Raw genomic sequence first — 12,592 nt, 5'->3', positions numbered from 1 at the left:
CGCTGCAGACACCCACACCGGGAGTAGCTGCGTCGATATCCGACCACTCGCAGCGAGATAAAATTTGCTTTAAGAAAATGGGCATGTTTTAATCTTTTGCGATGGTTCGGTAGTTCAGACCTGGTTATGTTAGGCAGTCATTTTAGTAAAGCAGCGATTAGTATAAGAATTATCCATGATTCTTCTTATCAAATAATTCTCCTTCTTTAGTGCTCCCCATACGTATTGCTGACGAAAAATCATAGATTGCCATTTGGCACTTTAAACACTATTTAAGGAAATTATCATGTCCAACAAAATGACTGGTACCGTCAAGTTCTTCAACGCCGAGAAAGGTTTTGGCTTCATCTCCCCGACCGACGGCAGCAAAGACGTGTTCGTTCACTTCTCCGCCATCCAGACCCCGGGCTTCAAGACCCTGGACGAAGGTCAGCGCGTTGAGTTCACCATCGAGCAAGGCCAGAAAGGCCCGGCTGCTGCTAACGTAGTAGCTCTGTAATTCAAGCCGGGGATCCGGTCCGCCTGCTCATGCCGGCTGGTACGATCCGCTGCAAGAATTGAAAAAACCCGCTTCGGCGGGTTTTTTGTTGTCTGCCATTTGCCATTCCCCCCTCTGCCGACCCTCTCAACCTTCTCACTGTCCCGCCCCCGCTTCCCGTCACCGCGCCACACATGCTCCTCATCCCGTATCTGCTGGTGAGAGGATAACCGCACAATATTAATGAGATTAATTATCATTTACACATCATCCAGTGATCACTACAATGCCTGCCGACCGACTTGGTGATTATCCAATTGAACCTTTTCTGGTCCTGGTTTCACGCGGGATGCGATGAGACCGCCCCATCGATTCACCCAAAGGATGAATGCATCTTCTTACTAAAAGAGTTCAGGCCAACATGATAACAATGCACCGCAACAAGCTGACCACGCTCATTCTCGCCGCCCTCGCATCACACGCCTATGCCGCCGAGCAGGAGGTCATGGTCGTGACCGCCTCCGGCTTCCAGCAGAAGATCGAGGATACCGCCGCCTCCATCTCGGTGGTGACCCGCGAGCAATTGGAGAAACGCGCCTATCGCGACGTGACCGACGCCCTCAAGGATGTGCCCGGGGTAGTGATCACCGGCGGTGGCAGCAGCAGCGATATCAGCATTCGTGGCATGGGCTCCAAGTACACGCTGATGCTGGTCGACGGCAAACGAGTCGACAGCCGTGGCACCCGTCCCAACAGCGACGGCCCCGGCATCGAGCAGGGCTGGCTGCCACCGCTGCAGGCGATCGAGCGGATCGAAGTGGTGCGCGGCCCCATGTCCTCCCGCTACGGCTCTGACGCCATGGGCGGCGTCATCAACGTCATCACCCGCAAGACCGCCAGCATGACGGCCTGGCAGGGCTCGCTGCATGCCGATTCGACCTTCCAGGAGAACAAGGAGTCCGGCGACATCTTCCAGACCAACGCCTATACCGCCGGCGCCCTGGTGGATGGACTGCTGGGGATGCGAGTGAACGGCCAGCTCTCCCACCGTGGCGAGGATCAGTTCCAGAACGGTTTCGCCGAGCAGGAGATGCGCAGCGGTACGGCCGTCTTCAGCCTGACCCCGGACGAGCACAACCGCTTCGATTTCGAGGCCAGTCGCGGCCTGCAGGATCGCAACCGCACGCCGGGCGAATCTCTCTCGGCCAAGTCAAAACCCAGCCTGAGCACCTACGAGCGCACCAACTTCGCCATCACCCACGACGGCCGCTATGACTTCGGCTCCTCCACCAGCTACCTGCAGCGGGAAGAGAACACCAACCCCGGCCGCCAGATGAAGCTCATCAACACCATCGCCGATACTCACACCCAGTTTGAACTGGGGGAGCACTATCTGAGCGTGGGTGGCCAGTACCGCTACGAGGATCTCCAGGATCAGGGCAACCAGCTCAACGTGGCCAACCGCGCCAATCAGCTGACCCGCTGGAGCTGGGCCATGTTCGTGGAAGATGAGTGGTCGCTGACCGACACCTTCGCCCTGACCGGCGGCGTGCGGATGGATCAGGACCAGAACTACGGCACCCATTGGAGCCCGCGTCTGTACGGGGTCTGGCACCTGGCCGACTCCTGGACGCTGAAAGGGGGCGTCTCCACCGGCTATCGTTCACCGGATCTGCGCATGTCGGCCGCCAACTGGGGTCAGGCCACCGGTGGCGGCACTCAGGACGGCATGTTGGTCGGCAGCCCGGAACTGAAACCGGAAACCAGCGTGAGCCAGGAGATCGCCCTGCTGTGGGATGGTCAGCAAGGCTTGAACACCGGGCTGACCCTGTTCAATACCGACTTCGAAGACAAGATCTCCGAGATCCGCCGCTGCACCAGCAAGAACGATCCCTCCTGCACCCTGAACGGTCACACCTATGACTTCATCAGCGACCGCATCAACGTCGACAAGGCGAACATGCGCGGGGTGGAAGGCACGGCCAACTGGACCATCAACGACGCCTGGTCGCTGGCCTCCAGCTACACCTTCACCCAGTCCGAACAGAAGAGTGGGGCGATGGAAGGCAAGCCGCTGAACCAGATGCCGCGCCACATGTTCAACACCACGGTCGACTGGCAGACCACCGAGACCGTCAGCCTCTGGTCACGGGTCAACTTCCGCAGCAAGACCTCCGATTACCTGAGCCGGGTCAAGATGGCCGAGGGCACCCCCTCCTACACCTTCTTCGACACCGGTCTGCTCTACAAGGCCAACGAACACCTGGATGTCACCGCCGGTGTCTACAACCTGTTCGACAAGACGGTGGATTACACCAGCTTCGGTACCGTGCTGGATGGCCGTCGCTACACCCTGGGCATGACCTACAACTTCTGATGACCCGCCGCCGCCCGCTCTGGGCGGCGGTTTTTTATTTCCCCGCCTCGCCAGCCGCCTCTTTCACGTAGCTGGCCGCCTGCCAGGTGTTGCGCCCCTGCGATTTGGCGCCATACATCAGCTGATCCGCCTGCAACAACACCCGTCGACCTTCCGCCCCGCCTCCTGCCGGCACCCACACCGCCCCCGTGCTGATGGAGATGCCGAGCGCTCCGGCGCTGGTTGGCAACTTGTGGCTATTGACCTCCCGCCCGATCCGGGCGGTCCACTGCTGCAGCGTCGCCATGTCCGCCACCAGCAGGCTGATGCAAAACTCCTCCCCACCGATGCGGGCAAACAGGGCGCTGGCGGGCAGCACCCGCTGTACCTGCGCCACCATGGCCGACAACACCTCGTCCCCGACCCCGTGGCCGAAGTGATCGTTGATCCCCTTGAAGCGATCGAGGTCGAACAGCAGCAGGCCCGAGGCCTGACCGCTGGCCAGCCGCTGCTCCAGCAGCGGCAAAAAGGCCCGCCGGTTGAGGATGCCGGTCATGGAGTCAGTGCCGGCAAGGCGCTCCAGCCTGGTGTTGGCCTGGATAAGCTCGGCGGTGCGGCTCGCCACCGCCCGCCGCAACTGGATGATGTAGGCCATCAGCACCAGGCCGCCGATGGCCAGCAGCCAGGGCCAGAGGTGGACCGGGTAGACGGTCTCGATGTGCATCCACTTGCGGACGATCCGCTCCCGATCCGCCTCGCCGATGCGGGAGAAGCCCTGCTCCAGCTCCTGCTGCAGCGCCTGGTTGCCCTTGGCGACAGCGAAGCGGATCTCGTCGCTGTAGAGGTGGCGCACCGGGATGAAGCGGGTGGGATCCGCCGAGGTGTAGATGTAGAAATTGGCCACCTGCAGATCGGCGATGAAGGCATCCAGCTCGCCGCTGAAGGCCGCGCGCAGCATGGCATCGTTGTCATCGAAGGTACGCAGGCGCGTGGTGGGGAAGTGCTTGCGGGCGTAGTACTCCTCGTAGCCCCCCGTCACCACCCCCACGCTCTCATGCTGCAGGTAGTAGTTCACGTCCGATCCGCGCAGGGAGTTGGCGAAGAAGAGCTGGGAGTCGACATGGGAGAGGGCCTGACCGTAGTCGTAGACCAGATTGCGCTCCGGCGACCAGAGCAGGCCGCCATGGACATCGGCCTGGCCGTTGCGAACCAGGTCCAGCGAGGCCTGCCAGTCCACCAGCTTGAACTGGATCGGGCGACCGGTGACCCTGCCATATTCGCGCCACAGATCGATCAGCAGGCCATCAGGCTCCCCCTCTTCATTGAGGTAGGAGAAGGGCTGCCAGGCCTTGGAGTTGGTCACGATGAGCGGCTTGGGCGGCGTATTCGCCAGCACGGGCCACGCCTGTGCCAAGAGCAACAACCACACCCCGCACCAGACCCGCCACCGAAAACCAGAATCGCCCGCCATCCCTGCACCAACCTTGCTGTTTGGCCGTCTGTGCGGCCATCGATTATCGCCACCTTCAGCATAGAAGAACAAGCATGAGCGAGTATGAAATAGGCGTGATTTCAGTCAGATAAGTGCAAGATAAAAACGGGGAGGCGGCTCGTCGCCATCCTCCCCGCCCTGCTCCCGCCGCGCTTACAGCGGCAGGCTGATGCGCGCTTCCAGCCCGCCCTGTTCCCGGTTGTGCAGGGTCAGCTCGCCGCCGTGCTGGTGCACCAGGGTGCGGGCGATGGAGAGCCCCAGCCCCACGCTGCCGGATTCGGTGTTGCGGGCCTCGTCGAGTCGCACGAACGGCTTGAACACGTCCTCCAGCCTGGCCGGATCGATGCCGGGCCCTTGATCGCAGACCCGGATCACCAGCTCGCTGTCGGTACGCTCCAGCGACACCTCGGCGCTGTCGGCGTACTTGATGGCGTTGCCGATGAGGTTTTGCAGCACCCGGCGCAGGGTATTGGCGCGGCAGGCATAGACCTGCTTGCCTTCCGCCAGGCAGGTAACCGGCTGGCCGGTGTCGGCATAGTCGTCGCACAGGCTCTCCAGCAGGCTGACCAGATCCAGTTCCCGGGTCGCCTCTTGCTGCCCCTCCTCCCGGGCGAAGCTGAGGGTCGCCGCCAGCATCTGCTCCATCTGCTGCAGGGTCTGCTGGATCCGCTCCTTGTCCTCCCCCTCGTCCAGAAACTCGGTGCGCAGCCGCAGGCTGGTGATGGGGGTGCGCAAGTCGTGGGAGATGGCCGCCAGCATCCGGGTGCGGTCCTGCACGAAACGATCGAGCCGGGTGTGCATGCGGTTGAAGGCCTGGATGGATTCGCGCACCTCGGTCGGCCCCTCTTCCCGCAGCGGCTCTATGTCCTCGCCACGGCCGAGCCGGTCCGCGTTGGCGGCCAGTTGCTTTAGCGGCAGGGTGGCGCGGCGGAACAGCCAGATCATCAGGCCGATCACCAGGCTCGCCACCAGCATCAGGTTGAGGGTGGTCTGCCAGGACCAGCTGGCTGATTCTTTGTCCACCAGCGAGCTGAACTGCAGCCAGCCGCCGCGCGGCAGCTGGATGGAGCCGTACAGCCGCATGTCCTGCGGCGGCGGCATCCCCTTGCGATCCTTCATCATCCGGCTGTGGTGCTGCCAGGCGCGGCTGCGCTGGGCATCCTGCTTGAGTTCGGCGCTGATCTCCACCATCAGGGTCGAGGGATAGCCCAGTCGGGAGCGCACCAGCTGCTCGAAGCGGGGGCTGCGGTTGTCCGGTTGCAGCGGCTCGTCGGCAATGCGCAGCAGCAGGGTCTCGCTGCGACTCGCCTTGATGATCTCGTCATAGAGGGAGGGGGGCGAGAGGGCAAGCAGCCGTACCACGGAGACGATGCGCTGCATGGCGTTGCGGCTGTTGATGTAGCCGAGCGCCTCCTCCCGATCCGTACGGTAGATCTGGATGCTGAGCAGCTGGATCAACACCAGCCCGGCCAGCGCTACCAGAATGATCTGGCCGGTCAGCCCCTTGGGCCACAGTTTCGACCAGCCACGCTTGAGGATCCCCACGGCCTTATACCTGGGTCACATCGGCGGCGAACAGGTAACCGCCGCCCCAGATGGTCTTGATCAGCTCGGGGTTCTTGGGATCCCGCTCCAGCTTGCGCCGCAGCCGGCTCACCAGGGTGTCGATGGCCCGGTCGAACGCCACCGCCTCGCGGCCACGGGCCAGATCCAGCAGTTGATCCCGGCTCAGCACCCGCTGCGGCCGTTCCAGAAAGACCCGCAGCAGATCGAATTCGGCGGTGGAAAGGCTCAGGCCCACCCCTTCCTCATCTACCAGCTCGCGCCGGTTGATGTCGAGCAGCCAGCGATCGAAGCGCAGATCCCGGGTCAAGGTCTCGGCCGCAGGCTGCGGCTCGACCTGGGTGCGGCGCATCACCGCCTTGATGCGGGCCAGCAGCTCGCGCGGATTGAACGGCTTGGCGAGGTAGTCGTCGGCCCCAATCTCCAGCCCTATGATGCGGTCGGTCTCCTCCCCCATGGCGGTGAGCATGATGATGGGCAGGCTGGACTTGGCCCGCAGCTCGCGACAAAGGGTCAGGCCGTCCTCTCCCGGCATCATCAGATCCAGCACCAGCAGATCGAACTCCCGCTCCTCCAGCAGCCGCTTCATCTCCTTGCCATCCCGGGCACAGCTGACCCGCAGGCCGTGCTGTTCCAGAAAACGCTTCAGCAGATCGCGGATCTCGCTGTGATCGTCGACCACCAGAATGTGGGTGCTGCTTTGGTTCATGAGGCCTCTCCTGTTAGAGCTGGCACGAGTATACGAAAATCTGCCGGACGGTTTGTGTCAAAGTGTGCCAGATCAGCAAGATGCCACACTCTGCTACAAAAAAGCGCCCGTTCGGCAAAGTTGAGACACAAGCCGGCTGTTTACTGTGGCCATCCCATCGGTTGCAGGAGTAGACAGGCCATGCTGGCCCTCACCACCCCCTTGCTGCTGGCCTTTGCCGCCAGCGAAGCCCTTGCCAGAAAGGCGAGCGGTAGCTCACCCCAACCGGCGAGTCCCCCGGACCACCAGCAGACATCCCCCGCCGACAGGGCCCCCGGCCGCGGCGACGCCAAGGGAGCGACCGAACCCCCTTCGTCATGATGTGCGGCCGCCAGGTGGCGGCTGCGCACCCTGACTTTTCTGCCGCCATCTTGCGGCGAGTCATACCAAGGAGACCAATATCATGATCAACAAGAGCCTGACTCTGTTAATGCTGGCTGGCCTGGCCCACACCGGCCTGGCCCAGGCCGCCCTGCCCGCCGATGTCAGTGCCGCCCCCGGCCTGCTGTTCGTCAACTGGCACGATGCCGTCAGCAGCAATGAGGCGCACCCCACTCTGGTGATCCGCAATGCCACCGGCGACGTGCTCAAGCGGGTGCCTGCCGAGTTGCAGGGGATGCAGCAGGTGCGTCTGCCGATGCGGGCCCAGGGTGACCTGACCCTCAGCCTGGACGGTGAAAGCAGCAGCTATCGCATGCCCTACAGCGTCGGCAGCGGTCGCCAGCGCTAAGCCGGCCCCAGCCTAAAAATACCCCGCCAGCGGGCGACGCTGACGGGGTATTTTTATTTCCCGTCCGGCATGCGCCCGGTCAAGTACTGTACAGCGTCACCGTGTCACACTCTGCTACAAAATAGGCTTCAACTGGCAAAGTTCAGACACCAGTCTGGTGTTTACTTAGGGTCAAGGCGAGCAAGCCGACCCCGAACTCAATCCGCAAGGAGATAGACCATGAAAAAACTGACCAAGACCCTGCTGACCGCCACCCTGATCCTTGGCCTGCCGCTCGGCGCCTATGCCGCCAGCGAAGCCGTCACCACCGCACAGCCCGGCATGATGACCGACTGCCCGATGGATGGCAGCGGCATGATGGGCGGCAAGCACCATGGCGGCCGCCACGACAAGATGGCCCGCATGCAGAACATGACGCCGGAGCAGATCCAGACTCACCTGCAGCAGCGTTACGACAAGATCGAAGACCCGGCCAAGAAGGCTGAATTCGTGAAAAACCTGAGCCTGCGTGCCGACGGCATGACCAAGCACGCCGAAGCGATGAAGCAGTTCGCCGAAGCGCATCAGTAAGTCGACAAGCAGCAAAAAGGGGCCCGCGGGCCCCTTTTTTCATGCACGTCTTTCAGACTCAAGCCTTGGTCTTGTCGACCAGATTCAGGGTCTTGACGGTCTCGCCTTCGAACTTGATGAGCACGTTCTTCTGAGCAGCTTCGGCATCCTTGAACAGGGTCTTGGAGGTCTCTGCCAGCATGGGAGAAACCTTGTTCAGGGCACCCAGGTCATAGGTCCACACTTCCAGACCGGCTTCGGTCTTGGTGCTGGCCGGTGCGCCCAGCTTGTCCTTGATGGCCTGCTTGTTGGAGCCGCCTTCCTTGATGTCCAGCGCCTTCTTGATCGCTTCATTGGAGGCGCTGTCCATGGCGGTGCCGGCCATCTCTTTGGCAGTGCTGGTCACGCTGCTGGTCACTGTGTCGGTCAGGGAATCCATCAGACCGGCGTTGGCCATCAGGGGCAGTGCAGTCAGGGCAACCAGGATGCTCTTTTTCATCGTTTCATGTCTCGCGGGGGATTAAAGAGCGCGCATCAGACCAGCGCCCTCGATCCGAGTCAAGGCGATCGATCGGTCAAGACGCATTCGGGGGGGAAAAGAGAAAAATCCGACAGCTGGCTGCAGGCTCGCCAGCCATCCACCTACTCGCAGATCTGGTTCTTGCCCGTCAGCTTGGCCTGGTAGAGGGCCCGATCCACCCGCACCATCAGCTGACTCATGGGCTCGTCCGGCTGGTACTCGGCCAGCCCGAAGCTCATGGTGATGTCGAAGTGCTGGCAGACCCGCGACTGCACCAGCAGCTCCCGCAGCTTGTCGGCGACCAGCCGGCCATCGAGCCGGCCGGTATTGGGCAGCACCACCATGAACTCGTCGCCGCCCCAGCGGGCAATCAGGTCGATTTCGCGGATGTGGCTGCGCACCAGCGCCACTATGTTGATCAGGGTCTGATCCCCGGCGTGGTGGCCGTGGTTGTCGTTGATCTGCTTGAAGTCATCCACGTCCATGGCGATGACGGAGAAGGGCTGGTGAAAGCGCTTGGCCCGCTCGCACTCCTGGCGGATGGCCCGCTCCAACCGGTAGCGGCTGGCGGCACCGGTCAGGGCGTCGGTCTCCGCCAGTTGGCGGTTCTCCTCCGCCTTCTGCTGCAACGCCTCGTTGAGCCGCACCAGCTCGGCGGTGCGCTCGGCAATCTGCTGCTCCAGAGTGTGATTGCGCCGCTCCAGCTGCTCCAGCAGCAGCTTCTGGGCGTGGATGTTGCGATGGGCGCCGATCATCCGGGCCACCGACCCATCCGGGTTGCGGGCGATGATGCGGCCGCAATCCTCAATCCAGATATAGTCGCCAGCGCGGCTGCGGCAGCGATACTCGACCCGATAGTCGGGGGCGGCGCCGCTCAGGTAGGCATCGAAGCTGGCCATCACCCGATCCATGTCGTCGGGGTGGATCACGCTCTCCCAGGTGAAGACGTTGTTGCCCAGGGAGTGGGCTTCGTAGCCCAGCATCTGATACCAGCCCGGGTTGCGATAGACGAAGCCGGTATTGGCATTCCAGTCCCAGATCCCGTCGCTCACCACCGCCAGAATGCCGTGTATCACGGCCTCGCTGACGTCCGAGATCCTGATCGTGTCGCTGTCCTGCAGCATGGAGACCATCCTTGTCTTGCCGCCCCGCAAAGTGCAGGGCATTCCAGCCTGATGTTGAGAAATGACAGCGGCAGACGGCTGCGCAGCCCGCTATCCGTTGATCGATGAAAACCGCCACCGCTTGTTCCGGTTATCGGCCGCCATCGGGTTCGTCTGAATAACAGTAGCAACCAGTGTGGCTCAATATTTCACCCTTGTCCGGTTTTAAAGGCGGGATGATGCAGGCTGCGATAGTGGCTGGGCGCCAGCCCGTGCTGGCGTTTGAAGGCTGTGGAGAAGTGGTATTCGTTCTTGAAGCCGCACTGCTCGGCCAGCAGCTTCACCGAGTCGGCGCGGCTGGCCAGCAAGAGCGCCGCCCGCTGCAGCCGCAGCCGTTGCAGCAACGCCATGGGGGCCAGCGCAAAGTGCTGCTGGCAGAGCCGGTAGAGCTGACGTTCGGAGAGGTGCAGGGCGCCGGCCATGCGCGCTATGTCCCACGGCTCGGTCAGCGCCTCTTTGAGCAGCAATTCGAGGCGCAGCGCCAGCCGCTCGCCACGCCGCTGCCCCTCCCCCTTTTGCAGCAAGCGACGCAGGTAAAAGCCGAGCTGCTCTACCAGCAGGGCGCTGAGCAGCGGGTCCTGATGACGCTCCTGCTCCGCATAGAGGTTCTCGATCGCGCGCAGCACGGTGGCCTGCTGGGAGGTACAACCAAGCCGGGGGTGGCTGGCGAAGGTATCCCAGGGGGAGTCCTTGTGCAGCAGCAGCCATACCAGCTCCCACTCGCCCGCCTCGTTCAACGGCTGATCCAACGGCTCGTTCACCTGCTCACTCAACTGCTCACTAAGCTGGTAGCAGAGCGGCTCCCCGGCCGGGATCAGCGCCCACTCCCCGACCTGCAACCGCTCACGGCGATCCCCCACCTGCACCTCCCCCTCGCCGCCCAGGGTCAGCAGAAAGCAGTGCACATCGGCAAAGCGGCGCGCGATGCGGTAGCGGGTCTTGAGACGGGAATAGCCCGCCAGCCAGACCTGTTCCTGTGCGAGGGCCGGCAGCAGGCTGTCACAACAGATCTGCTCGCGGCAATCGGGGGAGACATCGACAAGATCGGTGTTGGCAGTTTCAGACATCATCAGGACGGGCTCAGCCATGTCGAAGGGACAGGCCCCAGCATAGCATTAAGGGCATCAAGTCACAGGAGACCAGCCATGCATATCCATCATGTCGCCATCTGGGCGCAGGATCTGGAGGCACTCAAGGCATTCTACTGCACCCTGTTTGGCGGGCAGGCCAATGAGCGCTACCACAACCCGAGCAAACAATTCAGCTCCTACTTCGTGCGCTTCGAAGGGGGCGCCAGCATGGAGCTGATGCACACCCCCATCCTGTTTCCGGCAGATCTGCACCTGCCACACCCGTTGCAGGGGCTGGCCCATATCGCCTTCTCCCTCGGCAGCGTGGAGGAGGTGGACAAGATGACCGCCCGCCTCAAGCTGCTCAAGGGTGCCGAGGTCAAACACCTGGACGGCCCCCGCTGGACCGGCGACGGCTATTACGAGAGCACCTTTCTCGACCCGGAAGGCAACCGGCTGGAGCTGACCATCTAATACCTGAATGCTCCCCTCACCCTGCCCTCTTCCAAAGGGAGAGGGGATCATTCAGCATTGAGGATATAACGTTGGCAATGGGGAGGTTTGGAAGTGAGTAATGCACGATCTTTCGATTACTCGACTTTAGTAACCGATATCAAATGGTGTAGGCTTGCCAGACACTCGAATAAAATCACCATACGCGTATACATTGTGGCCAAAACCACACTCTTTTCTTTCAGGATTTGTATCAAGCTTCAGCATACCATTATCTTTATCTATAAATTTTATCGAAATCTCACAATTACCCTCCTCACCAGTTAGTTTTATCAGTCCCTTATCATCCTTCATAGTCACAACTTGAGAGATATCCCCAATATTGGGACCATAAGCCAGTCCCATTAACCCAAAATAGAGCAAATTCAAGGATATCAAGTAGTCATTACCTTGCTTTTCTACAGAGGCTACATTCCAACTTCCGAAACCAGCATACTGCCAATAGGTTCCGACCATATCAGGACCAACGGGGGCAGGCATACTTTTAAGCAAACCGTAGTTGAATTTAGATTTCTTATCATTCGGGGCTAATGACAACCATGCCAGAGCCTTAAGCTTTTCCCCTTGTTTTATATAGGAAAGTGCAACATTGTTATATGCCGTAATAGTCGCAGTTTGATCTGGCTTACCATAGACATATCCACACCCCTCACTTAATGAGACTTGCTCAGTAAAATAATCTCTTGCTTTGGCATATTCCCCTGCCTTGTATGATTCATTACCTTTTTTTATAACCTCTGGCAGTTTTACACACATCTTTTTTTCAATATCCATATTTTGTCCAACTGCATTCGCATACTCAATAAAATCAACACAAGCTATAAGCCCTATCAAAATTAGGGCTACTTTCAAACTATATCTCATAATTGTCATAATCTCTTTAGCGGTTGATAGCAATCAACGCCCCTAGTATTAACATCTCATATAGCGCCATTATTTATCATGTCATATAAAACTCTTATTTACCATATCAAGCTTTATGATAATTATGATTTTTTCGAAATGAGTTTCATACTTACCGAAATAGGTAAAACATACATCATAAATATACCACCATATGTCTTTATCGATACCCAATAAGTTACTGGCAATAATTCAAACACTACATGAAGCATTACCGAATACACTATATAAGACCACCCTGCCACTCTCCTATAGTTACACCAGACCGTATCGGTGATAGCAAGGCGCCTACCCCACATATAGAACAGAACGCCTCTTCTCTTATTAAATGGAATTAATAGCCCTCCCCCCATAACCATATAAAAAACAGATGTTCTTATTACAATCCATATCTCAGGCAAAAATAGAAAAAACCATACAAATGACAATAATGATGAAACAATAAAAACATAGCTATATGTACGCCAAAACAAACCCCATATATTTTTAATCACCTTGAACCCCTAT

Annotated in this window: 13 protein-coding genes; 5 read left to right on the top strand and 8 right to left on the bottom strand. The window is 59.6% G+C overall.

Annotated elements, in window-relative coordinates:
- Positions 1 to 286 precede the first annotated feature (286 nt).
- Positions 287 to 499, top strand: a complete 213-nt coding sequence (cspE, locus tag OKB87_RS21400) for a transcription antiterminator/RNA stability regulator CspE (protein WP_011707644.1) — start codon at positions 287 to 289, stop codon at positions 497 to 499.
- A gap of 409 nt (positions 500 to 908) precedes the next feature.
- Positions 909 to 2,855, top strand: a complete 1,947-nt coding sequence (locus OKB87_RS21395) for a ligand-gated channel protein (protein ID WP_270828485.1) — start codon at positions 909 to 911, stop codon at positions 2,853 to 2,855.
- 34 nt (positions 2,856 to 2,889) lie between these two features.
- Here OKB87_RS21395 and OKB87_RS21390 read toward each other — a convergent pair whose 3' ends face one another.
- The 3 genes from OKB87_RS21390 to OKB87_RS21380 all read right to left on the bottom strand — a co-directional run bounded on the left by OKB87_RS21390 (position 2,890) and on the right by OKB87_RS21380 (position 6,598).
- Positions 2,890 to 4,377 carry a transporter substrate-binding domain-containing diguanylate cyclase gene (locus OKB87_RS21390; protein WP_270828475.1) on the bottom strand — a complete coding sequence of 496 codons (1,488 nt, stop codon included), beginning with the start codon at positions 4,375 to 4,377 and terminating at the stop codon, positions 2,890 to 2,892.
- Positions 4,378 to 4,479: 102 nt separating this feature from the next.
- A complete protein-coding gene (locus OKB87_RS21385) occupies positions 4,480 to 5,871 on the bottom strand; it encodes an ATP-binding protein (RefSeq protein ID WP_270828474.1) in 1,392 nt (463 codons plus the stop codon).
- A gap of 4 nt (positions 5,872 to 5,875) precedes the next feature.
- Positions 5,876 to 6,598 carry a response regulator gene (locus OKB87_RS21380; RefSeq protein WP_270828473.1) on the bottom strand — a complete coding sequence of 241 codons (723 nt, stop codon included), beginning with the start codon at positions 6,596 to 6,598 and terminating at the stop codon, positions 5,876 to 5,878.
- Positions 6,599 to 7,040: 442 nt separating this feature from the next.
- Here OKB87_RS21380 and OKB87_RS21375 point away from each other — a divergent pair, with 442 nt between their 5' ends.
- Entirely contained in the window at positions 7,041 to 7,367 is a 327-nt protein-coding gene (locus tag OKB87_RS21375) for a hypothetical protein (protein ID WP_011707649.1), read from the top strand.
- Between the two features lie 219 nt (positions 7,368 to 7,586).
- A complete protein-coding gene (locus tag OKB87_RS21370) occupies positions 7,587 to 7,937 on the top strand; it encodes a hypothetical protein (RefSeq protein ID WP_011707650.1) in 351 nt (116 codons plus the stop codon).
- Between the two features lie 58 nt (positions 7,938 to 7,995).
- On the opposite strand, the gene OKB87_RS21365 is transcribed toward OKB87_RS21370, so the two are convergent.
- The 3 genes from OKB87_RS21365 to OKB87_RS21355 form a co-directional block, all read right to left on the bottom strand.
- A complete protein-coding gene (locus tag OKB87_RS21365) occupies positions 7,996 to 8,415 on the bottom strand; it encodes a hypothetical protein (protein WP_016352223.1) in 420 nt (139 codons plus the stop codon).
- Between the two features lie 143 nt (positions 8,416 to 8,558).
- Positions 8,559 to 9,560: a sensor domain-containing diguanylate cyclase gene (locus tag OKB87_RS21360; protein WP_270828472.1), complete on the bottom strand. Its 1,002-nt coding sequence runs from the start codon at positions 9,558 to 9,560 to the stop codon at positions 8,559 to 8,561.
- A gap of 188 nt (positions 9,561 to 9,748) precedes the next feature.
- Entirely contained in the window at positions 9,749 to 10,669 is a 921-nt protein-coding gene (locus OKB87_RS21355) for a helix-turn-helix transcriptional regulator (protein ID WP_270828471.1), read from the bottom strand.
- A gap of 75 nt (positions 10,670 to 10,744) precedes the next feature.
- On the opposite strand from OKB87_RS21355, the gene OKB87_RS21350 reads away from it, so the two are divergent.
- Positions 10,745 to 11,143 carry a VOC family protein gene (locus tag OKB87_RS21350; RefSeq protein WP_045525783.1) on the top strand — a complete coding sequence of 133 codons (399 nt, stop codon included), beginning with the start codon at positions 10,745 to 10,747 and terminating at the stop codon, positions 11,141 to 11,143.
- 126 nt (positions 11,144 to 11,269) lie between these two features.
- On the opposite strand, the gene OKB87_RS21345 is transcribed toward OKB87_RS21350, so the two are convergent.
- Positions 11,270 to 12,034, bottom strand: a complete 765-nt coding sequence (locus OKB87_RS21345) for a tetratricopeptide repeat protein (RefSeq protein WP_202004892.1) — start codon at positions 12,032 to 12,034, stop codon at positions 11,270 to 11,272.
- A gap of 134 nt (positions 12,035 to 12,168) precedes the next feature.
- Positions 12,169 to 12,579 carry a septation protein IspZ gene (locus OKB87_RS23710; RefSeq protein ID WP_135354370.1) on the bottom strand — a complete coding sequence of 137 codons (411 nt, stop codon included), beginning with the start codon at positions 12,577 to 12,579 and terminating at the stop codon, positions 12,169 to 12,171.
- Positions 12,580 to 12,592: the final 13 nt, after the last annotated feature.

The organism is Aeromonas sp. Y318-1 (genome assembly GCF_027706125.1).
Lineage (GTDB): Bacteria > Pseudomonadota > Gammaproteobacteria > Enterobacterales > Aeromonadaceae > Aeromonas > Aeromonas hydrophila.
This window is presented reverse-complemented; position numbering and strand designations above follow the sequence as displayed.

Excerpts from the sequence above, each read along its gene's own strand:
- OKB87_RS21365 (WP_016352223.1), bottom strand. The coding sequence starts at position 8,415 with ATGAAAAAGAGCATCCTGGTTGCCCTGACTGCACTGCCCCTGATGGCC.
- cspE (WP_011707644.1), top strand. The coding sequence starts at position 287 with ATGTCCAACAAAATGACTGGTACCGTCAAGTTCTTCAACGCCGAGAAA.
- OKB87_RS21380 (WP_270828473.1), bottom strand. The coding sequence starts at position 6,598 with ATGAACCAAAGCAGCACCCACATTCTGGTGGTCGACGATCACAGCGAG.
- OKB87_RS21395 (WP_270828485.1), top strand. The coding sequence starts at position 909 with ATGCACCGCAACAAGCTGACCACGCTCATTCTCGCCGCCCTCGCATCA.
- OKB87_RS21350 (WP_045525783.1), top strand. The coding sequence starts at position 10,745 with ATGCATATCCATCATGTCGCCATCTGGGCGCAGGATCTGGAGGCACTC.
- OKB87_RS21355 (WP_270828471.1), bottom strand. The coding sequence starts at position 10,669 with ATGATGTCTGAAACTGCCAACACCGATCTTGTCGATGTCTCCCCCGAT.
- OKB87_RS21375 (WP_011707649.1), top strand. The coding sequence starts at position 7,041 with ATGATCAACAAGAGCCTGACTCTGTTAATGCTGGCTGGCCTGGCCCAC.
- OKB87_RS21370 (WP_011707650.1), top strand. The coding sequence starts at position 7,587 with ATGAAAAAACTGACCAAGACCCTGCTGACCGCCACCCTGATCCTTGGC.
- OKB87_RS21360 (WP_270828472.1), bottom strand. The coding sequence starts at position 9,560 with ATGCTGCAGGACAGCGACACGATCAGGATCTCGGACGTCAGCGAGGCC.